This is a genomic window from Pontibacter rufus (genome assembly GCF_015694705.1).
Classification (GTDB): Bacteria; Bacteroidota; Bacteroidia; order Cytophagales; family Hymenobacteraceae; genus Pontibacter; species Pontibacter rufus.
The window spans coordinates 146,865-171,313 of the sequence record NZ_JADQDR010000006.1; the positions used below are offsets into that span (position 1 = coordinate 146,865).

25 protein-coding genes are annotated in these 24,449 nt (G+C 48.5%); 16 read left to right on the forward strand and 9 right to left on the reverse strand.

The features are described from left to right. Positions 1–21: 21 nt before the first annotated feature. On the reverse strand, positions 22–234 hold the full coding sequence (locus tag I2I11_RS11730) for a hypothetical protein (RefSeq protein ID WP_196267896.1): 213 nt from the start codon (positions 232–234) through the stop codon (positions 22–24). A gap of 576 nt (positions 235–810) precedes the next feature. Between I2I11_RS11730 and I2I11_RS11735 the strand changes: the two genes are divergently transcribed. From I2I11_RS11735 to I2I11_RS11760, 5 genes are all read left to right on the forward strand, one after another. Beyond that, a complete protein-coding gene (locus tag I2I11_RS11735; RefSeq protein WP_230680135.1) occupies positions 811–1,374 on the forward strand; it encodes a vitamin K epoxide reductase family protein in 564 nt (187 codons plus the stop codon). Between the two features lie 2 nt (positions 1,375–1,376). Continuing rightward, positions 1,377–1,760, forward strand: a complete 384-nt coding sequence (locus tag I2I11_RS11740; protein WP_196267897.1) for an SPW repeat domain-containing protein — start codon at positions 1,377–1,379, stop codon at positions 1,758–1,760. Positions 1,761–2,133: 373 nt separating this feature from the next. Continuing rightward, complete coding sequence (locus I2I11_RS11745; protein ID WP_196267898.1) at positions 2,134–2,826, forward strand: hypothetical protein; 693 nt, start codon at positions 2,134–2,136, stop codon at positions 2,824–2,826. A gap of 77 nt (positions 2,827–2,903) precedes the next feature. Continuing rightward, positions 2,904–3,806 carry an alpha/beta hydrolase gene (locus I2I11_RS11750; protein ID WP_230680138.1) on the forward strand — a complete coding sequence of 301 codons (903 nt, stop codon included), beginning with the start codon at positions 2,904–2,906 and terminating at the stop codon, positions 3,804–3,806. A 3-nt stretch (positions 3,807–3,809) separates the two neighbouring features. After that, the gene (locus I2I11_RS11760) at positions 3,810–4,949 is read left to right on the forward strand and encodes an NAD(P)/FAD-dependent oxidoreductase (RefSeq protein WP_196267899.1); all 1,140 of its coding nucleotides are present in this window, start codon (positions 3,810–3,812) and stop codon (positions 4,947–4,949) included. A 275-nt stretch (positions 4,950–5,224) separates the two neighbouring features. On the opposite strand, the gene I2I11_RS11765 is transcribed toward I2I11_RS11760, so the two are convergent. The 3 genes from I2I11_RS11765 to I2I11_RS11775 form a co-directional block, all read right to left on the reverse strand. Next, positions 5,225–5,437, reverse strand: a complete 213-nt coding sequence (locus I2I11_RS11765; RefSeq protein ID WP_196267900.1) for a hypothetical protein — start codon at positions 5,435–5,437, stop codon at positions 5,225–5,227. Positions 5,438–5,658: 221 nt separating this feature from the next. After that, a complete protein-coding gene (locus tag I2I11_RS11770) occupies positions 5,659–7,323 on the reverse strand; it encodes a dipeptidyl-peptidase 3 family protein (RefSeq protein ID WP_196267901.1) in 1,665 nt (554 codons plus the stop codon). Positions 7,324–7,567: 244 nt separating this feature from the next. Continuing rightward, positions 7,568–8,182, reverse strand: coding sequence for a deoxynucleoside kinase (locus I2I11_RS11775; protein ID WP_196267902.1), 615 nt, complete (start codon positions 8,180–8,182; stop codon positions 7,568–7,570). A 164-nt stretch (positions 8,183–8,346) separates the two neighbouring features. Here I2I11_RS11775 and I2I11_RS11780 point away from each other — a divergent pair, with 164 nt between their 5' ends. Next, positions 8,347–8,523 (forward strand): hypothetical protein, encoded by a 177-nt coding sequence (locus tag I2I11_RS11780; RefSeq protein WP_196267903.1) that lies wholly within the window; start codon positions 8,347–8,349, stop codon positions 8,521–8,523. Positions 8,524–8,615: 92 nt separating this feature from the next. On the opposite strand, the gene I2I11_RS11785 is transcribed toward I2I11_RS11780, so the two are convergent. Beyond that, positions 8,616–9,248 carry a hypothetical protein gene (locus I2I11_RS11785; RefSeq protein WP_196267904.1) on the reverse strand — a complete coding sequence of 211 codons (633 nt, stop codon included), beginning with the start codon at positions 9,246–9,248 and terminating at the stop codon, positions 8,616–8,618. 410 nt (positions 9,249–9,658) lie between these two features. Between I2I11_RS11785 and I2I11_RS11790 the strand changes: the two genes are divergently transcribed. The 4 genes from I2I11_RS11790 to I2I11_RS11805 all read left to right on the forward strand — a co-directional run bounded on the left by I2I11_RS11790 (position 9,659) and on the right by I2I11_RS11805 (position 14,206). After that, a complete protein-coding gene (locus I2I11_RS11790) occupies positions 9,659–12,109 on the forward strand; it encodes a GAF domain-containing protein (protein ID WP_196267905.1) in 2,451 nt (816 codons plus the stop codon). 423 nt (positions 12,110–12,532) lie between these two features. Beyond that, positions 12,533–13,348, forward strand: coding sequence for a hypothetical protein (locus tag I2I11_RS11795; protein WP_196267906.1), 816 nt, complete (start codon positions 12,533–12,535; stop codon positions 13,346–13,348). A gap of 175 nt (positions 13,349–13,523) precedes the next feature. Further along, the gene (locus I2I11_RS11800; RefSeq protein WP_196267907.1) at positions 13,524–13,745 is read left to right on the forward strand and encodes a CDGSH iron-sulfur domain-containing protein; all 222 of its coding nucleotides are present in this window, start codon (positions 13,524–13,526) and stop codon (positions 13,743–13,745) included. A gap of 20 nt (positions 13,746–13,765) precedes the next feature. Further along, on the forward strand, positions 13,766–14,206 hold the full coding sequence (locus I2I11_RS11805; RefSeq protein WP_196267908.1) for a putative signal transducing protein: 441 nt from the start codon (positions 13,766–13,768) through the stop codon (positions 14,204–14,206). Between the two features lie 73 nt (positions 14,207–14,279). On the opposite strand, the gene I2I11_RS11810 is transcribed toward I2I11_RS11805, so the two are convergent. Further along, positions 14,280–14,534 (reverse strand): acyl-CoA-binding protein, encoded by a 255-nt coding sequence (locus tag I2I11_RS11810; protein WP_196267909.1) that lies wholly within the window; start codon positions 14,532–14,534, stop codon positions 14,280–14,282. 158 nt (positions 14,535–14,692) lie between these two features. On the opposite strand from I2I11_RS11810, the gene I2I11_RS11815 reads away from it, so the two are divergent. The 3 genes from I2I11_RS11815 to I2I11_RS11825 all read left to right on the forward strand — a co-directional run bounded on the left by I2I11_RS11815 (position 14,693) and on the right by I2I11_RS11825 (position 17,644). Then, the gene (locus tag I2I11_RS11815; protein ID WP_196267910.1) at positions 14,693–16,891 is read left to right on the forward strand and encodes a S9 family peptidase; all 2,199 of its coding nucleotides are present in this window, start codon (positions 14,693–14,695) and stop codon (positions 16,889–16,891) included. A gap of 122 nt (positions 16,892–17,013) precedes the next feature. After that, positions 17,014–17,244, forward strand: a complete 231-nt coding sequence (locus tag I2I11_RS11820) for a hypothetical protein (protein WP_196267911.1) — start codon at positions 17,014–17,016, stop codon at positions 17,242–17,244. Continuing rightward, on the forward strand, positions 17,225–17,644 hold the full coding sequence (locus tag I2I11_RS11825) for a putative toxin-antitoxin system toxin component, PIN family (RefSeq protein ID WP_196267912.1): 420 nt from the start codon (positions 17,225–17,227) through the stop codon (positions 17,642–17,644). Before I2I11_RS11820 ends, I2I11_RS11825 begins: the two co-directional genes overlap by 20 nt. A 247-nt stretch (positions 17,645–17,891) precedes the next feature. Here I2I11_RS11825 and I2I11_RS11830 read toward each other — a convergent pair whose 3' ends face one another. Then, on the reverse strand, positions 17,892–18,890 hold the full coding sequence (locus tag I2I11_RS11830) for a zinc-binding dehydrogenase (protein WP_196267913.1): 999 nt from the start codon (positions 18,888–18,890) through the stop codon (positions 17,892–17,894). Positions 18,891–19,028: 138 nt separating this feature from the next. On the opposite strand from I2I11_RS11830, the gene I2I11_RS11835 reads away from it, so the two are divergent. After that, positions 19,029–19,529: a GNAT family N-acetyltransferase gene (locus I2I11_RS11835; protein ID WP_196267914.1), complete on the forward strand. Its 501-nt coding sequence runs from the start codon at positions 19,029–19,031 to the stop codon at positions 19,527–19,529. A 78-nt stretch (positions 19,530–19,607) separates the two neighbouring features. On the opposite strand, the gene I2I11_RS11840 is transcribed toward I2I11_RS11835, so the two are convergent. Next, positions 19,608–20,831 (reverse strand): S8 family serine peptidase, encoded by a 1,224-nt coding sequence (locus I2I11_RS11840; protein ID WP_196267915.1) that lies wholly within the window; start codon positions 20,829–20,831, stop codon positions 19,608–19,610. Positions 20,832–20,985: 154 nt separating this feature from the next. Here I2I11_RS11840 and I2I11_RS11845 point away from each other — a divergent pair, with 154 nt between their 5' ends. Both I2I11_RS11845 and I2I11_RS11850 read left to right on the forward strand, forming a co-directional pair. Then, entirely contained in the window at positions 20,986–21,216 is a 231-nt protein-coding gene (locus I2I11_RS11845; protein WP_196267916.1) for a hypothetical protein, read from the forward strand. A gap of 28 nt (positions 21,217–21,244) precedes the next feature. After that, entirely contained in the window at positions 21,245–22,006 is a 762-nt protein-coding gene (locus I2I11_RS11850; protein ID WP_196267917.1) for a peptidylprolyl isomerase, read from the forward strand. A gap of 100 nt (positions 22,007–22,106) precedes the next feature. Here I2I11_RS11850 and I2I11_RS11855 read toward each other — a convergent pair whose 3' ends face one another. After that, positions 22,107–24,206 (reverse strand): M13 family metallopeptidase, encoded by a 2,100-nt coding sequence (locus tag I2I11_RS11855; protein ID WP_196267918.1) that lies wholly within the window; start codon positions 24,204–24,206, stop codon positions 22,107–22,109. Between the last annotated feature and the right edge of the window lie 243 nt (positions 24,207–24,449).

A 24,449-nucleotide genomic window follows, 5' to 3' on the forward strand; every position in this document is an offset into this window, starting at 1 on the left:
CCTTACCAGTTCCCGCACCAGCTATCGGGTTGCGTCGGCTATTGTCACCGGGCCTGTTACCGAGATCTCAATGGTATCCAGCACCACATCCAGTACAGGAGCATCTAAGGTTACAGCAGTGGCTACCGGTGTGGCTTCGGCAGCTTTTTTCTGAAATTGACCGGCTTGCGTAGCTTCCTGGCATACATATCCGAAACCAAATAAATAAACGGAAAGAATAGCTAAGATTTTCATGGCTTTAATTTTTATTGTTTTACATCATTTGAATAGGACAAAGATATTATATACTACCTTGTTATACAAGGTACTGTTACACTGATATAAAACGTATTATACCAACAACCCAATTTCATCCGCAAAGAAGATTTATTTACAGACAAACCGGCAACATAATTTCATCGTTTTCAGGCATCAGCCGCATTTATCAAACTTATATCAGGATACATCAGAATGACAGGCATGAGCGATTTTTAAGTATACCTCTCGGGTTATCCATACTTATATTTAAATAACAGATCCAGGCTTATGGCTCTGCAGCAAACTAAGAAACAGGTTAAACCCGGTTAAATTCTGAGAACCGGCCCTGAGGTAATATGCCTGGATGCTCTTCTGTTGTTTCTTAAGAAACAAGCCAGGAAAAAAGGCATAAAAGCATCTCTTATACTTAATCTGATGATACTCTCAGCAATAGTATTCCTCATCCTGGCTACCTGAATCTGTACTGCATCCGGGCAAAATTTAAACACAGTGTCCCTGTGTCCGTAGTAAATTGCTAAAGACAGCTTTTTCTATACTTCCTGAACTTCTGACATGATGAACAAAGACGAAGGTATACCACCCGGGTGGAATTATAATCCTGCCACATGGGGACAGCGCCTGCCTATTATCGGGCTTGCAGCAGTGGGGTTTGGCATCGCCACTTACCTTTCACTGTACCAGTTGCACGTTTTCCCTACTATTTGGGAGCCATTTTTTGGCAACGGCAGCCAGAAGGTACTAAATTCCGGCGTGTCGAAGCTGCTGCCTGTACCGGATGGCGTACTTGGGGCGCTGGGTTACCTGTCTGATGCTGCGTCGGGAGCTATTGGCGGCACACGCCGCTGGAAAACCATGCCATGGATAGTGATTCTGTTCGGTTTGCTGGTGGGCCCTTTAGGTATGATAAGCATCCTGCTGGTAATACTGCAGCCGGTGCTGTATCATGCCTGGTGCACGCTCTGCCTCTGCTCGGCAGCTATATCTGTTATAATGATTGGCCCGGCTATGGACGAAATGCTGGCCAGCCTGCAGTACATGCGGCGTGTAAAAGATTCGGAAGTATCGCTGTGGAAAGCTTTCTGGGGATATAAAAGTGTGCAGGGAAAAGTAATATAACTATGTGGGCGCAAATAATTAATGCAATACTGGGTATCTGGCTGATGGTTTCTCCGGCCATACTTGCTTCCGACAAAACGGTTGCCAACAACGATCACATCATCGGCCCGCTAATCGCAGCTTTTGCCGTTATCTCTTGGTGGGAAGCCACCCGGGTTGTCCGGCTTTACAACCTGTTGCCCGCGGCCTGGCTGTTGCTGGCTCCGTGGGTGCTGGGTTACAGCGATACAACGGCCATCCTGAATGATATGGCGGTTGGCCTGCTGGTGATTATACTTTGTTTTGTGAAAGGCAAAGTTGACGCCCGCTTTGGCGGTGGCTGGTCAGCTATCTGGGGAAAAGACCCGATACACGCGCAGGAAGCCGCCCGCCAGCCGCGCGTATAAACGGCAGCCGGGGTTTGGTGCCTTTAAAGCTGTCTGTATTCAGCAGTACTTGTTAAAGTTTTTAGCCTGCTGTGCAGGTTAAAAACTTTAGATAATTGAAAATAGACTGTGGTATACAATGAATGATGAATTGATATAAGTGGTGAATAAACAAATGTAAAACCTTCCTTTAGGCAAAGACAAGGCGGTTCCGGTTTATACTTGTGCCACGTGCCAATTCAGTTAAAACCCATCATACATTGTATACCACAGCCTTAAAATAATCTCTATTAAACTTATAAAAAAAATATTTATACAATAAGATCATTTTATATCATACAAATTTATATATATTGCACAAAAAATATATATAAATATAAATGCATAAATTTGTATGAAGATCAATCTCACTTTCTCTAATCAAAAGAATACTTTGTCAGGAGCAGCAGTTTTATACCTGATGGCCTTTTTGGTGATAACGGCTATTGCTGTGCAGCCCTTTGTGGAAATTGGCTATCTCACCCGGGACCCAATGGCTATTGCAAAAGGGAGCTTTTATTACGGGATGCTATCTAACATTGGCGTCTTACTGTGGTGCGCCACCGCTACCATTTGTCTGCTTAGCTTCTTTCTGCTAAAGCTCGTAGAATATAACCGCAAGTGTTACTTTATTTTAGCAGCAGGAGCAGTTTCATTGTTTCTTCTCCTTGACGATCTTTTTATGATACATGAAGAGGTATTCCCCAGATATCTCCATCTAAGCGAGAAGCTCGTTCTGGCTTTATATCCAATTTTGATTTGCTGGCTGCTGCTACGCTATAGTAAAGAAATATTGAATTCTTCTTACCTGATTTTACTCTCTTCCTTAGGATTTCTCGCATTTTCAGAAATCGTTGATGTGCTGGCGCCTCAGAATATGGAACTGGAATTTCTGTTGGAAGACGGATTTAAGTTCATGGGCATTGTAGGTTGGTGCTATTATTTTGCCAGCACCTGCTATTACACTATAAAAAACTCTTTTATCCCAGACAGAACAGACATATTACAAAGTCTCGATCCGGAAGAGCAAATAATACAGTTTTCCTGATCCTGATGATTCCGACCCAAGTATGGCCAATCAGCTAATCGGAATAAACAACTTATAAGCTCATCGTACAACCATACATGAGCAAAGTATACTTTATCAGTGGCCTGGGTGCCGACTGGCGGATGTTTCAGTTCCTGAAGCTGCCCCGTTATTGGTCGCAGCAGCAGGTGGAATGGATGGAGCCGCTGCACCTGGATGAGCCGCTGCCTGACTATGTGCAACGCCTGCAGGTACAGATAACCACCCCGGGCCCTATACTGGTTGGCTTGTCTTTTGGTGGCGTAGTAGCCATTGAGCTGGCTAAAATTCTGCAGCCGCGCAAAGTTATACTTATCTCCAGCCTGGCCACCCGCCACGCGCTGCCATGGTACTACCGGGTAGCGGGCAAAACCCGAATGCAGCGTTGGATGCCAATGCAGCTGATGAAAAACATTTATCCACTCGCGCCGCTGTTTTTTGGTGCGCATACCAGGCCGGAGAAAAAGCTGCTGAAGGAGGTAATTCTGGATATGGATGAAAAATTCCTGCGCTGGTCGCTGGGGCAACTGCTGGCCTGGCCGCAGCAGGAAGTGCTGCCGGACCTAGTGCAAATTCATGGTACAGCCGATCTGGTACTACCACTTCACGACAGGCCCGATATTATTAAAGTGCAGGGCGGCGAGCACCTGATGGTGATGCACCGGGCCGAAGAAATAAGTGCTATCTTGAGCAAAATTTTAGAAGACGATATGCCCAACAGCAAATTTATAGTTACGCTGGCCAATGGCGAGCAGGTAGATCTAACCCAGGCCACTATCCTCAAAAGCAATAACCTGTATCCGTTTGGCCAGCACAACTACGCCATCTACGAAACCCCGGAAGGTGTTTTTGTAAAAGGCCTGAACAAGGGCGAACGCGAAATCATGCTCACACACTTTGAACTGATTGACGAAGCCACTGCCCGCTCCTACAGCCATCCTTACCTCCGGGAGGACGAATAAACCATGCAGCTCAGTTTCTGGGAACGCGATACTTATTTCAGCAACATTGATGTGTTGATTGTCGGCAGCGGCTTGGTAGGCCTAAGCGCAGCGCTGCACCTGAAAACCACACAACCGCGGTTAAAGGTACTGGTGGCGGAGCGGGGTTTGCTGCCCATGGGCGGCAGCTCAAAAAATGCCGGTTTTGCCTGTTTCGGCAGCCCCTCCGAATTGCTGGAAGACTTAGCCCACCACTCCGAAGATGCTGTTTTCGGTTTGGTGGAGCGCCGCTGGAAGGGCCTGCAACGGCTGCGCCACAACCTCGGCGACACCGCCATTGACTATCACCGCTGGGGAGGCTACGAGTTGTTCGGGTCGCAACAGGAGCAGTTACACGATGCATGTATGGAGCGCCTGCCTTACCTGAACAGACACCTGCAAAGTATAACCGGAGAAACCAACATTTACTGCAGTGCCGATAGCAAAACCGGCAGCTTTGGCTTTAAGCAGGTATGTCATTTACTTGAAAGCACCGCCGAAGGCCAGATAGATACAGGCAAAATGATCCTGGCCCTGACGCAGAAAGTGCAGCAGTTGGGCGTGCTGGTGCTTAATGGGCTGGAAGTACAACAGCTTCAGGAGGAGGGAACAGGCATACGCGCCACCACTTTGCAGGGTATACAGCTACAGGCCCGTGCAGCGCTGGTTGCCACCAACGGCTTTGCCCGGCAATTGCTGCCGCACCTGTCCATTGTGCCGGCACGGGCGCAGGTACTCGTCACCAGGCCTATTGCGGCGCTGCCGTTTAAAGGCACTTTTCATTACGACAAAGGCTATTATTATTTCCGCAACATTGGCAACCGGGTATTATTCGGAGGCGGCCGCAACCTGGATTTTGAAACAGAAGAAACACCCGAACTGGGACTAACAAACCTGGTGCAGGATAAACTGGAAGAATTGCTGCGCACCGTTATACTTCCGGACACGCCTTTTGAAATAGAGCAGCGCTGGAGTGGCATCATGGGCTTTGGCGCAGAAAAAACGACGATCGTACAGCAGGTCTCCGGGCGCATCAGTTGCGCGATTCGTCTCAGCGGCATGGGCATCGCTATTGGGTCGCTGGTAGGGGAAGAAGGTGCAGAACTGGTGCTGCAGCAGCTTTAAGAAAGCCGCACCTGTCAACTGTTTAAGTATAAAGCAGTACCTGTACAAGAATAGCCTGAAGTATAAACAGATGCTGTTATTCTGAAAGTTGAAAGTCCCGGACCGAATTCGGGTAATCCCGGTAGCGGGCATCGCCGGCACTTATTTTGCTGACAAACTCCCCCGTAAATAGTGCGGGATTTATACTTGCAGGAGGGTGAGCTACCGCTGGCCGGGCATAAAAAAAGCAAACCGGTTATGCCAGTTTGCCTTTCATACTTGCCAGGAGGAATAGTTTAGTAAGCCGCAGCCCATCTGTTTTGTGTTTGATTATACATAGGTTTATAGCTTGCCAGTGCCTCTTTTTCGGCACGATAAAAGGCTTGGTACTCTTCTTCGCTCAGTTCTTCGCGCAGGGCAATATGGAACCGGGCCAGTTTTGGGTATAAACTGTTACGTTCGCGCCGCTCCTGCGGGCTGTTTCTGTTAAATTCATAAAAGCTTTTCATAGCAGTTACTTTAGGTGAATAGATTTATTAATAGCAAAATCCGCGAAGTCTAACTTACTACTAACCAGCCTATTTGGTTGCTTTCTTTTATGGAATTTTCTTTAAAACAGAGAATACATTATAAATATGATAAACAAACAAGGGTCAGTACCAATATGGTACTGACCCTTGTCCGATACTATACCTCCTTACAAGCTTTTAATTTATACTTCGTGGATGTCTTATTTTAAACCCAGCACCGCCGGGCCCTGCTCAAATACAATGTCCACCGGAATGTTTTTCTCCGACAGGCGATCCAGGTCGGCCTGCAGTTGCGGACTGATGATGCCTTTTTCGTCAACCAGCTTTTGCACACCTTCGTAGTCGCCGTTGCCCTGCAGGGTCAGGATGGTTTCGGATAGTTTGTTCATGGCTTCGCGCATCTTCTGGTAGTTTACGCGGTACTTGCCTGTTGCCTCATCGCGCTCAAAAGCGCCATTGTCTTTAAAAAAGTTGAAGCGCACCATGTTGGCTTTGCCATGCGCATCGGCAGCCCCGAAACGCACTGAACGGAAAATACCGGCCAGGAAAGTAGTATAATAATCTTCCAGGCTGCCTTCCAGTTCGCCCTTCTCTTTCAGCTGCGTAATCATGTAAAGGCCAAGTATGTCAGCCTTGCCTTCTTCCAGCGCCGAAGCATGTTCTTTAAGCGCTTCGCGCACAGTGCCTTTGCCGTTGATGGTATTTTTGATACCCAGGCCGTGCGCCACCTCATGGAACATGGTATTGGCAAAAAAAGCATCGAAGGTTACATGCTGCTGTTGATCTTCGGCAATCAGTTCTTCGGCAATCGGCACCATAATCTTATCGAACTTGGCACGCATGGCATTTTTAAGCTGCAGGCGGCGTGTGCCTCTGGTCAGCTGCACTTCCTCGTCGTTGGGCAGGTTGATGGCGATGGTTTTACCGCCGGCATTGCTGTCGCCGGCATAGTATACTACATCGTATGCATTCAGATCGGCATCGGAACCAGGGGTTTCCTTTTTATACTTAGCCGCAACCGGAAGCCCGCGCTGCAGCTCCGGCAGAAAAGCCGCAAACCTGGCCAGGCGCTGGCTCCAGTCCATGTCTTTTACCAGCACATAAGCCTCGTGCGAGGCTTTGTAGCCAAACAGCTTGTCTTCATACGTTTCGATGGGCCCAATCACCAGGTCCAGTTTGTTGCTTTTCATGTCCATCCAGGCAAGGTCGCTGGGCTGATAGTTATCAGTCAGCAGCGCCTCGGCCCGCAGGTTCAGGTATTTTTTCAGCCCTGCGTCTTCAGTCAGGTCAGCGGCCCGCTTCAGCAGGCCGGCGGCACGTTGCACCTCCTCTTCAAACTGCACATGATAGGGCACCGTTACCAGCTTTCCGTTTTCGTCACGACGCAGGAAAGTATACTGGCTGGCTTTGTCGGGTAAATCAGCCTGCTCAAACTCCTCTTTCGTCATATCTTCGGGATAGAAATTAGCGCCGGCCGGCTTTGGCCCTACACCCGCAATAAAAGGCTCATTGCCGTTCAGCCGGTCCCAGGGGCCATAGTTCAGTTGCACAAACTTTTTGACAGGTTCGCTGTCCAGCGCAGCTAACAGGGAGTCGCCTTTGCCATAGGTTTCGTACCAGTACAGCTCATTCATGATGTCAGAGGCTTGCATGAGTAACGGCAGCATCTGCTTTTCCTTTTCGCTCAGTTTGCTCAGGTCAGTAGTCAGGCGGACGGTGGCATACATATCCAGTTTCTGCTGAATGCTGTCGTCTGCCTGCACGGCTGTAGGGTTCCCGGCTCCTGCTTCGCCGGTAGTTTTGCTGTTGCAGCTAAAGGTTGCTGCCGCTAACACAGAGGCAAAAAATAGGTGGCGTGATTTCATTATAGCTGTTGTTTTAGTTCTGTGGATGAAGGTAATCATTTTTGACGGCGCGCCAAGTATAGAAAAGCAGCACCGGCAAGGCAGATCAATCTCTGTTCCAAAGTATAAATACGCGCTCCTGCGGATTTGTAATCAGCGCTGGCGAACAGGCCAGAAGATAAATCACCAGCAAGCGCCTGTTTAGATTAAAACGCGGAACAGCTTTAAGGTATAAGTGCTTACTTCACAAAGTATACATCAGGTACTAAAACAGGCCGAACAGCTCTACCTGGATCTTTTCGATGATGGTTCCCAAATCTTCCGGGCTGGCCACAAAATCAAGGTTGTTGACGTCGATGACCAGCAGTTTGCCCTGGTCATACTGGCTTATCCAGGTGTTGTAATGTTCGTTCAGGTTGCGCAGGTAGTTGATGCTGATGCTGCTTTCGTAATCGCGGTTGCGTTTCTCAATTTGTCCGATCAGTTTCGGCAGGTCGGCTTTCAGGTATATCATCAGATCAGGCGCTTTTACCATGCTGATCATCGACTGGAACAGCGCAAAATAATTGTCGTAATCGCGGGTGCTCATGAAGCCGGACTGGTGCAGGTTTTTGGCGAAGATAAAAGCGTCTTCGTAAATGGTGCGATCCTGGATAACGTTGCGCTTGTTGGCCTGGATCTGCTGCACCTGGTTAAAACGGCTGTTGAGGAAAAATACCTGCAGGTGGAAAGCCCAGCGCTCCATGTCTTCGTAAAAATCCTTCAGATACGGATTGTTCTCTACTGCCTCCAGGTACAAATCCCATTTAAAATGCTGCGCCAGTTTGGCGGCCAGGGTGGTTTTGCCGGCGCCAATGTTGCCCACTATTGCGATGTGCATAATTTACTGCTGTTTATTAAAAGCCTGCTGCAAAAGTATAGCTTTTTGCCGGATGTGTGTCGCTGCGCTTTACAAATCGGGAGGAATAAGCTTACCCGTGGCAGCTATACTTAACGCTTCGTTTTAGGAGCCGTACAAACAAGTATAACTAAAATCCGAAAGCTATGACCAAAGGACATAACCAGGAGCCGGGCAAGCAAAGCAAGCCATTCGGCAAAGATCCTGACGACAAAAAAGAAAACCGCCACCTGACAGATCAGAAGCAGAACAAAAGCCCCGACCAGGGCCGCAACGAAAACAAAGAACAATCGGGCGGCACCAAAGGCCAGAACGCTATTTAAATAAGTTTAAGGCCAAAAAACAGCAGCCCCGGCAGTTTTATACCTGCCGGGGCTGCTGTTTTAAAGTATAAATCTTTGTGGCCTGTACCGCGTTAGTGTTCCTCGCGCACATTTTCGTACGCATCTTTGGCTTCGCGGCTTTTTTTGAGGGTGGCAAACTCTACCTGCAAAGCAGCTATCTTTATTTTATCGCTGTTGCTCAATTTGTCAAGCACCTCGTTTTTCCGGGTGTTCATCTCTCCCATCACCAGTTCGGCATAATCCCAGTCGCGCAGGCTCCAGTCGCGGCGCTGCGTGCGCGTAAGTTCCAGCGCCTGCACAAAGCTATCGCGCAGATTTGCTGGCCTGATGCGGCCAATCTGCGAGGTGCCCGTCATCCGGCGCTCCCAGTTCTCCAGTTCACGTCCATTTGGGTTGGTCGCCTTGCGGGTTTCATTTTGCGCTTCCCACTGCTGGTAACGCTGCTTTATGCTGTTATACTCCGCCCGCGATGAATCCGACAATTCCTTGGCGTTCTGATCCAGCGTGGAAGTTTTAGCTTTATACTCTTTCTTCACCAACGGCCACTCGGCACGGATGGTGCTGTCTGCCATACTTGATTTTTCACGCATCCAGGCGCGCAGGTTGTTCAGATCTGTTTCCACCTGCGATTGTGACTGGGCCTGCACACCGCAGGTAAGGCCGGTGAGCAGCAGCGTCAGCAGCCAGGTTGTTAGTTTTTTCATAAGTGTTTAAATATAAATACAGGTATAAATTATCAGATAACAAACAATGCCTTCAATTCAAAACATGCTGGTATAAAACTTGTTGTAATTTCAAATTAAGCAGCACTTAATAACATATTAGGTTATAGGTACTGCCTAAGTATAAACAACACGTAGCATGATGGCAGTATCGGGGGTAGTATAAAATGATAATTGCAGCACAAAGTTAATGCCGTGCCTGTATTTAACCGCTATCAATTTAAAATATTGTGTGATGGCAGGCGCGGCAGTAGCGCAGATTACATTAACATGACCTGTACCAGGCCATAATTTGTACTACCCTTTATGCTGCATATCCGTTTATATGCCGTAAAAGTACGTGAGCCATTTCTGAAATGCGCTGTAAAACACAACAACATTAACCCCAATGTATGGCAAGCCATCACCGAAGCAGCTTTCATGAATCTGTCGTTTCGATAACCAGTCACGATGACATTATCCTCGGCGTGGATGATTTTCCGTTCAAAACCACGCTTAGCCTCTCTACACTGATTGCCTACTGGGAAAACAAGGCCGTTAACGACCCCAGCTGCAATGTAGCGCGCGTGCGGGAACTGGCTAGCCTGCTGCGCCAGAAGCAGGAATTGCTGGAGCCGATACAGGATCAGCGCATTATCGAGAAGCACATTGATACTGTGGATATTCTGATGGAGGATATTTTCCCGAGCGCCCTTTGGGAGAACGATCTCAAAGCTGCCGTGCTTCCTTTTCATTTTGAGAGCTTTTACGCCACCCCGCGCCTCGACGAGTTGAAACTGCTGGGCAGCGGCAGTTACGCCAGCTATACCGAAAAACTGAACCTGGACCTTAAAACGCTCCTTTTCCGGCTTACGCTCTCTGCTTATACTTTAATCCTGGAGCAGTTTTATAAAGCCAACTTCCGGGTTGATGAGCCCTTTATCTTTACCATTAAAGATAAATTCACAACCCTGGAGCGCCATTACAAGCTCAGCATCGACCTTAAATTTATGGAAGTAAGAACCATTGGCAAGCTGAAACACCTGAAGGCGCAGGAAATTAATTACCTGATAAACCGCTACAACGACCTGGAACTCTGGATGGAGAAACTGCCGCCTGAGAATTTTGAGTTTACGGGTTTTGCCATTTATGATTTTACGGATGTAACCAACGAGGAAACCATCTCGTCGCTGCGCCTGGATTTACTTGATCGGGATGCAGTAGGCACGGAGGAGGGCTTTCTGAACCTGCAACAAAAGCTACGGGTGCTTTTCAGCCTGCCAGGTATCCGGCTGGGCCTGGCTTCCCTCCCCGCCCTGCATGAGTTCGACACGTCCTATGCCCGCAAAATCTGGAACGGCCTTATACTTACCCAGGAATGCGATCTGAAACTGTCTGACTTCGCAGACTCGGTGTATGAGCCTGTTCTCAGCAAAGGGCACACCATTGTGGTAGAAGATCTGACTATATTCCCGAACCCCACCAAAATCGAGCGGCAATTGCTGGAACAGGGTATTCGTAACCTGATTATCGCACCCTTGCTGTATGAAGGCCGGACTATTGGGCTGATAGAGCTTGCCTCGCCCATTCCGGGGGAGCTTAATGCTTTGTCTACCATCAAGCTGAAAGATATTCTGCCACTGTTTGCCCTGTCTATGAACCGCGGGCTGGAAGAACTGCGCAACAGCATTCAGCGCATCATCAAAGAAAAGTATACCGCCATACACCCGATTGTGGAATGGCGCTTTACGCAGGCGGCCGCCAACCTGCTCGAAAAAATGGAACGCAACGCCACCCCGGAAATCGAACCCATTGTGTTCCAGGAAATTTACCCGCTGTATGGCGCCTCCGATATTCGTGGATCGGCTATTGAGCGAAACAAGGCCATTCAGGGCGATTTGCTGGAGCAGCTGGTGCTGGCCAAAGAAATAATACTATCTGCCAAGGACGACCTGTCGCTCTCTATTCTGGATGAACTGATTTTTAAAATCGACAAGTTCTCGCAGGGCCTGCTTAACGAGCTGGCTTCCGGCGATGAGGGTATTATCCTGGACTTTTTGCGAAGTGAAATCGAACCGCTCTTCGACCATTTTAGCCGCCGCAGTCCCGACACCCGGCATGATATACAGATTTACCAGGCTGCCATCAACAACCCTTACCGGGTGGTGTACAACAAGCGCCGCGCCTACGAGGAAAGCCTTTTCATGATCAATGAGACTATCTCGACCTTTCTGGAGCGGGAGGAGGAAAAAGCCCAGCAGATTTTTCCGCACTACTTCGAGAAGTATAAAACCGATGGGCTGGAGTATAATATTTACATCGGGGCTTCGCTGCTCAACAACGGCGACTTTCAGCCTTTATACCTGAAGAACATGCGCCTCTGGCAACTCATGCTTACCTGCGAGATTGCCCGCCGCATTCATAAACTGCGCGCCAACCTGAAGCTGCCGCTGGAGATAACGCAACTTATACTGGTGCACAGCGACCCAATTTCCATCCGTTTCCGGCTGGATGAGAAGAAGTTTGATATTGATGGCGCCAACAACATTCAATATGAAATCGTGAAGAAAAGACTGGACAAAGCCATGCTGCGCGACTCTGAAGAACGGCTGACGCAGCCGGGCAAGATAGCCATTGTATATGCGCTCCAAAAAGAAGGGCAGGAATACCAGCGGTATATCGAATTTCTGGAATCAGAAGGCTACATCAGCGGCGAAACAGAGCACCTGGAGCTGGAGGAAATGCAGGGTGTGCAGGGCCTGCGGGCGCTTCGTGTAACCGTAAACTTTAACGAACGGCTCCGCCACAACATCGATAAAGGCGACGAATTACTGAGCATCGCGCAGGGCGCCAGCCTGAATTAACACAGGATACGCCCGGCTACCGGATGCAGAAGAGCGCGTGCAGCCATACTCTAAACTGAAGTATGGCTGCACGCGCTCTTTTACCTTTTCACGTCTAAAACACGCCATGCCAACTCCTGCATTATACTTGCGCGCCCTACCTCACTTACAGGTATAAAGCAGAATTTATAGCCGGTTTTATCAAATATTCAAAATTCCGCATTCATTTATTTCTAAAAATATCAGATAAAATCGCAACCTTTTTAAAACATGTAAATCATTATATATCAGGAACATACATAGCTAAATCATACTTGCGATACTGTTCTGTCTGAGATTTTATTGCAACAGGTGCAATTATTTTGGCTTGATGTCCGTTTTCCATCCAAACAAGCCGGCAACAGTAGCCGGAACATCATTTTTTATAATTTCAACTTTAGCCAAATGAAATTGAAAAACAGAATTTTACCTGCCATGTTCCTTTTTGGCGTGGTAGCGCTTTCCGCCTGCGAACAAAATGAAGATCAGGACTCCGTAAGCCCGAATGCAGTGCTGCAGGCACAAGGACAGATTTCGCATGTGATGCTGGATTCTGCGGAGGTAACATCTTACAACTTTGCGAACACGCTCCTGAGCCAGGTAAACCATTACAACAAAGAAACAGGAGAACTGGAAAGCACTGAGAAGTATGAGCGCGACCCGAAAGGCAAAGTAGTAAAAGCCAGCACCTATGCTGCCGACGGCAATACCCTGCTGGCACAACAGGCCTTTACCTATGATTCGAACGGCCTGCTGAACAAAACACTTACCAGCTACTTTAACGGCAACGCGGTAGAATACGCGGTTTACGCAACGTATGAGTATAATGCGGACAGAAAACTGGTAAAGAAGTCGTTTTTTGAAGGCAAGGAAGGCATAGCCGCCGCCGCAAAATCATTTACCAAGTATGAGGTACTGCCTAACGGTAATTACGGGCAGGAGAAGCAATACGTACTGAACAGCAAAGGCGAAGCAGTGCTCTTCTCTACCACCACTTACTCTTACGACACCAACAAAAATCCTTTCTATGCCTTTGCAGAACCCGGCAAAATCAGCAGCCCCAACAACCTGATTGCCGCTTCCACAGAAGTGCACGCCAGCAAGAAAACATACAACTACAAGTATACTTACGATTATGATGCGCAGGGCTTGCCAATAAGCCAGACAGTAACCACGCCCAAGGGCAAAAGCGAAACATTTGCTTACCTGTACAGCAACTAATCCATTATAACAGCAAAAAAGGCCCTGCGTACAGCAGGGCCTTTTTTGTTTTAGATTAAACCTGTTCCGGTTCATGTATGCTGATTTGGTAGCAGCACGTTGGCACATTAATTAATCAGCGCGTTTACTTATCGCCCGAAATGCTTATATTTGTTTGCTATTATACCTGCGCAGCATGGCAACAACAAAAATAACAGTTAACAACAACGGCTCCCTCCGTGTGGAAGGCGATTTTGAGATTGTGGACAAGGACGGAAACGCCTATGGCCTGGGTGGCCGCACGCTGGTATCTATCTGCCGTTGCGGTCAATCGAAGAACAAGCCTTTCTGCGACGGTTCGCACAAAGGTCACTTTGAGCATGAGGCTGTCGCTTTTGACCTTCCTCCCAAGAAATAACGTCTTTTTATACCGCAACCATGGCAGAACGCCTGATTACGATTGCCACCTGCAACGAGTTGACAGAAGCCCACATTCTGAAGGGCCGCCTGGAAGCGGAAGGTATTCTTTGTTTTCTGGGTGATGAGCATATCGTGGGGGCGCAACCGTTTTACGCAGTTGCTGTGGGCGGCATTAAGCTAAAAGTGCCCGAAAACGATGCAGACGAAGCCAAAGCCATACTTGCTACCATACAAGGCGGCCATGCTGATTATATGCTTGATGAAATAGACCTTGCCCCGCCCATGCAGGAGCACGCGCAGGTACAGACCTGCCCTCGTTGCAGTTCCGACAATATCACCCAGGAGAAGCATAACAAGGCTGGTTTTTCGTTGCGCTCCCTTCTTCCGGATTTCCTGCTGTCTTTCCTGAACCAGCGGTACAAGTGCTACAACTGCGGGCACCAATGGAAAGACAAATAAAAAAGAGGAGCCTGTAAACTCTTCATCTTATAGCCGCTAGTCCTTTAAGTATACCTTTTACTGCGCTTATATTTTAGCCTGCCAGTTGGTTTACCAGCTGCACATAGGCATCCTGCGCTTCCTCCCGGCTTTTGCCTTCCATGCTTTTCCAAGCATCCCATTTGGCTATATTTTTAAAATCGAACCCTCCGGGCCTGGCCGTTTGTATGTCTCCCTCCGTTGCCTGCTTGTAAAGCGCGTATAGTTGCAGCAGCACATCGTTCGCCGGGCGCTCTGTCAGCGTTTTAGAACGTTCTGTTGCATTAACAAACTCTTCTTGTGTAGCCATATATTGTTGGTTGCTTCAGGTAATTATAAGTTTACAGAGTATAAATATAATCTATACTGATTAATACATAGCAGCTTTAACGTGATTTTGTTTCTTCCCTAATTTTTATAAATTAGCTTACCGGTAAAAACGGCTTCTGAAAATCAACCCCAAACACGATGAAGAAATCTTATACAAGCTTAGCAGGCACCGCCATGCTGCTTACGGCAGGGCTTATACTGGGTTCAGGCTGCTCCTCCGGCAACATCCAAACCCCCGCCGCCACTACAACAGCTACAACCGAGCAAACCGTAACAGCCGAAGCGGCGCCGCAGCCGCCTGTAGCTGCAAAAAAGCCTAAAGAGCTTACCACGCTCGGCCATACCCGTGTAGATAATTATTACTGGCTGAACGAGCGCGAAAACCCGGAGGTAATTGCTTACCTGGAGGCTGAGAACAAGTATACCAGCCAGATGCTGGAGAACACCGAAGATTTGCAGCAGCAGCTTTACCAGGAAATTATAGGCCGCATTAAGCAGCAGGATGAGTCGGTGCCGTTTAAAGACGACGGTTACTGGTATTATACCCGCTACGAGGCAGGCAGGGAATATCCCGTTTATGTCCGTAAAAAAGGCACTTTAGAAGCACCCGAGCAGGTAATGGTTAATGCAAACGAGCGTGCCGAAGGACTGGAATACTATGCGGCGGCCGGTATGAACGTGAGTCCTGACAACCGCCTGCTAGCCTTTGGCGAAGACACTGTGAGCCGCCGCAAGTATACCATCCGCTTTAAAGACCTGAGCACCGGCAAACTGCTGGCAGATGCTATCCCCAACACGACCGGCGCTGCCGTTTGGGCCAACGATAATAAAACGGTGTTTTATACGATGAAAGATCCGGCACTGCGCTCCTACAAAATATTTAAGCACACCCTGGGCACGCCAACCGCCGAAGACAAGCAAGTATACCACGAGGCCGATGAAACATTCAGCACGTTTGTGTATAAAACCAAATCAGATAAGTACCTCATCATCGGCAGCAACAGCACCATGGCCAACGAGTACCGTTTCCTGGATGCCGACAACCCGAATGGTACTTTTAAAGTAATACAGCCGCGCGAACGGGGATTGGAGTATAGCGTAGATCACTTCGGTGATAAATTTTATATTGTAACCAACAAGGATGGCGCCACGAACTTTAAGCTGATGCAGACGCCGGTAAGCAAACCCGGCAAAGCCAACTGGAAAGATGTGATTCCGCCGCGCGAGGACGTATTGCTTGAGGGCATCGAGATTTTCCGAGATTACCTGGCGCTGCAGGAACGCAAAAACGGGCTCTCGCAGATACGCATCAAAAAGTGGAACGACCCGAAAGCGGATTACTACATCGACTTTGGTGAGGAAGCCTATACTGCCTACATCAGCACCAACCCTGATTTCGACAGCAAGACGCTGCGCTATGAGTATAGCTCTCTAACAACGCCCAACTCTACCTACGACTATAACATGCAAACCAAGCAGCAGGAACTGCTGAAGCGCCAGGAAGTAGTAGGCGATTTTGATCCGGCAAACTACGAGGCCAAACGCATTTACGCCACCGCCCAGGATGGCACCAGAATTCCTATATCGCTGGTGTACCGTAAAGGGCTGGAATTGGATGGCAATAACCCGGCACTTATTTATGGCTATGGCTCCTACGGCAACAGCACGAACCCGAGTTTCAGCTCCGTACGCCTCAGCCTCCTCGACCGGGGCTTTGTGTACGCCATTGCCCACATCCGGGGCGGCCAGGAGATGGGACGCCAATGGTATGAAAACGGCAAACTGCTGAAAAAGAAGAACACTTTCACTGATTTTATAGATGCTTCCGAATACCTAATCACGCAGAAGTATACCAGCCCCGACAAACTGTTTGCCATGGGCGGCAGCGCGGGCGGATTGCTGATGGGCGCGGTCGTAAACATGCGTCCGGATTTGTACAAAGGTGTGATAGCAGCGGTGCCTTTTGTGGATGTGGTAACGACCATGCTCGACACCAGCATACCGCTTACAACAGGTGAGTTTGACGAGTGGGGCAACCCGGCGCAGCAACCCTACTACGACTACATGCTCTCGTACTCGCCTTACGACAACGTGGAAGCAAAGGATTATCCGAACATGCTCGTAACCACCGGCCTCCACGACTCGCAGGTACAGTACTGGGAACCAGCCAAATGGGTAGCTAAGCTCCGCGACATGAAAACCGACAACAACATGCTGCTGCTGCACACCAACATGGCTGCCGGACATGGCGGCGCCTCCGGCCGGTTCGAGCGCTACAAAGAAACAGCCATGGAATACGCTTTCCTGCTCAATCTGCTGGACGGGCAGAATCAGTAACGGCTAAGAGATTTTGCTATTGTTTAAAGTATCCCCGCTTCAGATTTTCAGTTTGGAGTAGGGATACTTTAAAAACAGCTTAAAAGAAAATTCGTAGCTTTAATGTTATAGGAGGTAAAATTATGAGAACACTCAGCATTACAATATCCGACCTTGAGTTTAATAAATTCGGAATAAAGACGGACAAATTAAGTTTCTCCGACTTCGTAGACATAGTAAGTAAAGAACTAACCCGGCAAAATTTAAGCAAAAGCATTGAGCTTGCAGAAAAACATGGTCTTTCCAAAATGACTATGGAAGACATAACAAAAGAAGTAAAAGCTGTAAGGGGAAATGCAAAGAATAATTCTTGACACTAATGTTCTGGTATCATCACTTATCCAGCGGAATTTTCCTTACCTAATCATAAACAAACTTTTTATTGATGATAAAATCATCCTTTGCATTTCTGACGAACTCATATCCGAGTATTATGAAGTCCTGCAACGTGAAAAATTTGCCAGGTATCCGGATTTTATAAAAGCCGCGGAAGCACTTTTAGCTACTGTAGAGGCAAAAGCCCTGAAATTTTATCCTCAAACAGAAGTATCCCTCATAAACGACCAGGCCGATAACAGGCTTTTAGAACTTGCGGAAGAAAGTAAAGCAAACTACCTTATTACGGGTAACTCCAACGATTTTACAATGGAGAAGTATAAAGAAACCAGCATTGTAACGCCAAAAGAATACTGGGAAGATTATCAGCCGAAGTAAAAGAAACTATACGCTTAACAAAAGTTAAAAAATATTAAAGAACTTTTAGCGGAAACAGTTTATACATCTGCCTGTATACCCGATTCAAGCTGAAAACCTGGGCTAGGTATGCAGGCAAGCTTTTATAAGGAAGTATAAAGTAGATGAGAAAGTTTTTAAGTATAACAGCGGCATTACCAAAAGCAAGAAGAAATCTGCTGTCATATTTTAGCGGCAGATTTCTCTTTGCTCTTAAGTATAAACCGGCTCACTGCACCCGCAGCACAATTTTGCCGAACTGCTTTCCTTCTTCCATACGCCGGAAGGCCTGCGCTGCGTCCTCCAATGGGTATACTTTGTCGATGACCGGCTTTATTTTTTTATCGCTTACAAAAGCTGCCATTCGGGCAAAATCTTCGGCGGTACCCATGGTGCTGCCAAGTATAGAAATCTGCTTCCAGAAAAGCTCGGCGGGGTTCAGTTCTTTTATTATGCCAGCCGTGCGGCCATAAATGCCGATGCGGGCGCCCGGATTGGCAATCCTTACCAGTTGGGCAAAACCTTCTCCGCCCGCCGAATCTATCATCACGTCAAAGCCTCCAGCCTGATCTTTCAGCTTTCTGCCCCAGTCTTCGGTTTTATAGTTGATGCCGCCTTTCGCGCCCAGTTGTTTCGCCTGTTCAATCTTTTCTGCTGTGCCGGAGGTTACCCATACTTCGGCGCCAGCGGCCAGAGCAAACTGCAGGGCTAAAAGCGCCACGCCCCCGCCGGCCCCTGTTACCAGCACCCGCTCACCTGACTTTAACCCGCACCTGGTAAACAAAACACGGTAAGCCGTAACGCCGCCCAAAGGCAGCGCGGCAGCTTCCTCAAAATTCAGGTGGGTTGGTTTAGGGTATACGTTGGCCGCAGGCACTTTCACAAATTCTGCCAGTGTTCCTTCCTCCGGCATTCCCAGGATCTTAAAGTCCCTGCCCTGGGCCCTCGGGTTTTCGCCCCAGGCGGTGGATGGATCAATGATAACCTCTTTGCCCTGCCAGCTTTCCGCTACACCTGCTCCTACGCCGGCCACTACACCGGCGCCATCAGAACCGGGCACGGCTGGCAGCTTAATATTAGCGTATTGCCCCAGCTGAATCCAGACATCGCGATGGTTGAGGGCGGCGGCGTGTACTTTTATGAGCACCTCGCCTTCGCCGGGGATTGGCTTCTCTTTTTCAATAATTTCCGGTGGTTTTCCTGTTTCTCTTAAAGTAACTGCTTTCATTTAATGTATACTTAGTGTTAATATTTGCGTGGCAAGTACAAGATGGCGCTGCTTTACAGGTGTATAAAGTTAATCCCTCTCTTTTTGTTTTTTGCTGCCAGCGCTTATCTTTCGGTTTATCCGCAGATAAACCTTTTTATGGCAGCTAATTATTTTATACGCGAAGCCTCGCTTGCCGATATCCCCCTATTGCATCACCTGGCAAGCTTAACCTGGGCGCCTACCTATGGCAGCATCCTGCCGGAAGAGCAGGTTGCCTATATGTTTGAGGTGATTTATACCGAAACTGCCCTGCAGCAGCAGGTGCGAGAGGGGCAAACTTTCTTGCTGCTGTATGCCGGTGATAAACCGGTGGGCTTTGCTTCGTTTTCTGAAAAAGAGGCAGCTGCGAAAGTATATAAGCTTAACAAATTATACTTATTACCTGATTGCCAGGGCAGCGGGCTCGGCAAAAAGCTTATTACGTTTGTAGAAAAGGAGGTAAAGAAACGGGGCGCTGCCATACTTGACCTGAACGTGAACCGCTACAACAAGGCAAAAGCCTTTTACGAGCACTGCGGCTACCATGCGCACCTGCAGGAAGACATCCCCATCGGGCCGTACTGGATGAACGATTACGTGATGCGGAAACAGCTTTAAGCTATACTTGTACAAATAAAAAGAGGCAGCCTGAAGCTGCCTCTTTTCCACTTACTTTAAACTTGAACACTACTTTTATTAATGATGTGCAATCGGATCAGGGTTGCCATCCGGATCGCCGATGGCGGTACCACTTGAATTAACAGCTCCTAGCAGCAGCAGGCCCGCTACGTGTGGCGATGCCATGGAAGTACCGCTGATGGTGTTATAGGCTCCGCCTTTCCAGGTAGACAGAATGCTTACGCCAGGCGCTGCAAAGTCTACCGGTGGATTGCCGAAGTTTGAGAAGTAGGCAAACTTATCGCCCGCATCAACCGCGGAGACAGTATACACATTTGCATGGTTTACGTGGGCCGGAGAAGAGTTATTGGCATCTTCGGACTCGTTACCGGCAGCCAGGGCAAATTTTACACCTTTATTTGCCGCTGCGATAATAGCATCATCCAGCGCTGTAGAAATAGGCCCGCCCAGGCTCATGTTCGCCACATCACCAGATTTTGCATTAGCTGCTACATAATCCACGCCTGCAATAACAGTAGAGTATGCACCGCTGCCGCGTGAATCCAGCACCTTAACAGCTACAACTGTAGTGCCTGGCGCTACACCTACCACACCAATGTCATTATCTTTAGCCGCAATGGTACCTGCTACGTGCGAACCATGTCCGTTGCCATCATCCGGGCTGTCGGCATCTCTGCCATTCGTAAAGAAAGTTCTGCTGCGGTTTACATCCACATTTAAATCGGGGTGATCCAAATCAATTCCGGTATCAATAATCCAGGCGGTAGCTGTGGAAGCCGTTGTGCCCCCTCCTACACGCGTAATACCGGCTGGTATAGTTTCGCCTGGAGACGAAGTACCGCCGCCACCCGGCTTACCCAGTGCTACGATTCTGTCCTGCTCCACATAAGCTACACGTGGATCTGTGGCGAGTTTTGCAGCCTCTGCCGCGCTAATTCTTACTGCCATACCAGTGATAGCTTTACCGTATGCCTGCTCAATCGTTGCTCCCTGAATGCTATTTTCAGATAAGATGTTGCTGCCGGTCTGGCGTACTGCTTCCACGCGCTGCGCATAGGTGGCATTGGCATCCATTCTAAGGTTACCACCTTGGCTAAATACAACTATGTATTGACCCGGAATTAGCGCACCATTCTCTGTATCGTCCTGTGAAACGGCCTGTGTAGCGACCGGATCAATGCCTTCGTTATCGCAGGCTGTAAAAGTACAGGCGGCAGCGGCCATAGCTGTTCCGAACAGCACCGAGCGCATAATTTTTTGGAAATGTAAATTCTGTTTCATGCTTAGTTAGGTAGATGTTTAGACTATTCAATTTAAATTATAAGTATGATGTGAATCCTAAACTACTGATTAGCTATTTTATATGCAAGAATTATTTTCACTTTATTTATCCACAATTTTTAAATGCTTTTATAAAAATATGGATGCCTGAACTATGTTTGAGTTAAAAGTTGCAGGCGAATGTTCTTCTTCCGGCAGGTTGCGGAGGCAAAGCAAACAGGTAAAATTTTTCTTCGCGAGGGCATTTTATGAAAAAAGGCAAAATTATACGCAACATGTTTTCCGAAGGATGCAGCAAGGCGGTATTTACAGGATAAATACAATTTTAAATCGTCATCATAATGCCTTTGCCTTCAGGCTGGATAGTTTGCTGAATAATCTTTAACTTCGGGTTTCAGCCAAAAACAAGAACTATGGAAATAACCCGCTTTCCCGCCCTGCGCTCCTGTACTACTCTGATATTAACCGGCATGCTTGCTTTTACCGCCTGCAACCAAACCAAACCAGACACCCAGGAAACACAGAACACGGTAGCAGAACCGAAGCTGGAGCCGCTCACTTCAGAAAGTGTGGTAGGCGTGCTGCAGCAGTATGGCAAAAACAACCCGGATAGCATCGCCGTTATCAGCACCCGCCTGGGCGATATCAAGGTGCGCCTTTACAAAGATACGCCGCTGCACCGGGCCAACTTTGTCCGGCTTGCCAAAGCGGGCTTTTACAACCAGGGAGAGTTTTACCGCGTGGTAAAAGGCTTTGCCATACAGGGCGGCGATTCGGATGAGCGTGAAATGAAACAGGGCGCCTATAAAATACCACAGGAAATAACGCCGGAGCATATCCATAAAAAAGGAGCGCTGGCGATGGCCCGCTACGGCGATGAGCGAAACCCTGAGAAAGAATCCTCCTCGCATAACTTTTACATCGTGCAGGGGCAGCCGCGCACCGAGGCCGAACTGCGGGCCTTTGAGGCCCAGCACCACATCAAGTATACGCCGGAGCAAATCGAGATTTACAAGACCATAGGCGGTGAGCCCGGCCTGGATACAGAGTACACGGTTTTTGGCGAAGTGATAGACGGTTTAGATGTGGTAGACTCGATTGCCAACGTGGAAGTAGACCCCAGTAACTGGCCGAAGGAACTGGTAAAACACACCATTAAAGTCACCAATAAGTAAATAGCTTTTTTATACTTGCTGAGGTTGCTGAAAAAAGGAACAGGCACTGCATTACCGCAGTGCCTGTTCCTTTTCAGTTATTTAAAGCCATTCGTTATACTTACCAGATTTTAGCACGGTTTTCCTCGCTGCGCACCATGTTATCGCCCGGCTCACAGTTAAAGGCTTTGTAAAAGGCCGGCATGTTGGACACAGGCCCGTTGGTACGGAACCTGCCCGGAGAGTGCGGGTCTGTGAGTATCTGCTGGTTTTGTGCCTGGTCGCGGATGTTGGTGCGCCAGATCTGCGCCCAGGCCAGGAAGAAGCGCTGCTCCGGCGTTAGGCCGGCTATCTTGCCCGGGTTATTTTTCTCCAGCGCTTTCTGCAGAGCCGTATAAGCAATGCTCAGGCCACCAATGTCGGCCATGTTCTCGCCGAGCGTCAGTTTGCCGTTTACATGCATATTGTCCAGCACGGTATATTGGTCGTACTGTTCGGCAACAGCATTTGCCCGGGCCGTGAACTGCTCTTTGTCTTCTTTGGTCCACCAGTCTTTCAGGTTACCCTGCGGGTCGTATTGTGCGCCCTGATCATCGAAGCCGTGGGTGAGTTCGTGCCCGATGACGGCGCCCATACCGCCGTAATTTACCGCATCATCTGCCTTCGGATCGAAGAAAGGTGGCTGCAGGATGCCGGCAGGAAACACAATCTCGTTCATACTTGGGTTGTAGTAGGCATTTACAGTCGGCGGTGTCATGCCCCATTCCGTGCGATCAATAGGCTGGCCGATTTTGCTGATATTCTCGCGGAACTCAAACTGGTTGGCACGCATCACGTTTTCGGCATAAGAATCACGGCTGATGTCCAGGCCCTCATAATCTTTCCACTTATCCGGGTAACCGATCTTTACGGCAAAAGCATCCAGTTTGGCCAGGGCACGCTGTTTGGTTTCCTCGCTCATCCAGTCTAAGCCGCGCACATGCTCTCTGAAAGATTCCTGAATGTTGTGCACCATCTCCAGAGCCTTTTGCTTGGCCTCCGGCGAGAAGTTTTCTTTTACATACAGCTGGCCGAGCGCTTCGCCCAGGGCATTGTCTGTCGTGTACAACACGCGCTTCCAGCGGGGCTGCATTTCTTTGGCGCCGCTCAGCACTTTGCCATAGAAGTTAAAGTTCTCCTGTACGAAATCCTGGCTCAGGTAAGGCGCCATCGACCGCAGCAGGTGCCACTGCGCATAAGTTTTCCAGTCGCTCAGCGGAATGTTGTTGAGCATGCTGTTCAGGTCTTTAAAGAACGCCGGCTGCCCCACAATCACATCTTTTGCCGTTTCTGCTCCCATACTTGTCAGCAACTGGCTGACTTTCAGGTTCGGGTTTTGCTTCGCAAATTCCTGCACCGTCATCTTGTTATAGTTGGCATAAGGGTCGCGCAGGTCTACACGGGCTTTAGACGATTTGGCCAGTTTCATCTCGATGTCCATCACTGTCTGTGCCTTTTTCTGCGCGGTAGCCGCATCATCGCCAATCAGCTGAAACATGTTTTGCAGGTGCGTTTTGTATGCTGCGCGTACATTCTGCGAACGCTCATCCTCCTTCAGGTAGTAATCGCGATCGGGCAAACTTAAGCCGCCCTGCCCCGCCTGCAGCGCATATTGTGTGCTGTTCTTATCGTCCTGAGACACATACATGTTAAAGAACCCGCCAACACCCTTCGACTTCAGGTCAGCAATGGTCTTCACCAGGTCTTCTTTTGTTTTGATGGAAGCAATTTGCTCCAGCTCAGGTTTGATAGGCGTATAGCCCGCCTGGTTTACAGCCACAGAGTCCATACCGGCAGCGTAGAAATCACCGACAAGTTGGGCAGGCGTGCCTTCCGGAGCCGCGGTGTTAGAAGCAGCTCCTGTCAGCAGTTGGCGCAGTACTTTGTTGTTGCGCTCGGCCAGTTCGTTAAAGGAGCCCCAGCGGCTTTCGGCGGCAGGTATGGGGTTGTTTTTGATCCAGCCACCATTAGCGTACTGGTAAAAATCGGTGCAAGGATCTACGGTGGTGTCCATGTTGGCCAGATCCAGGCCGTGGCCCATGTCCATTTCAGGCGCGACAGCTGCTTCGGCTGTTTCAGTTGTTTCGGCTGTACCCGTACTGGTTGTAGACGAGGAGCTACAGCTGCCCAGCATCAGTCCGGACAGCAAAGCCGAATAAGATAACAGGTGTGATTTTCTCATAAAGTTGGTTTGGTTTAGATCTAAGTATAGAACGTACTAAGATACGCAAATCTGAAGCCTTTTCAGCTTTATATACCTGAAAAAGCACAGAACCTTATAATGAGAAAAAGTATAGAGATACAGCTGTAATCAGGAATTCAGTATTCATTTATACCATCTTATCCTTAATATATAGTATATTTGCTAGCTCAGTTCCGCATAACCATCTATATTGGTAATATAGCAGGAATACTTCCTGGTAGC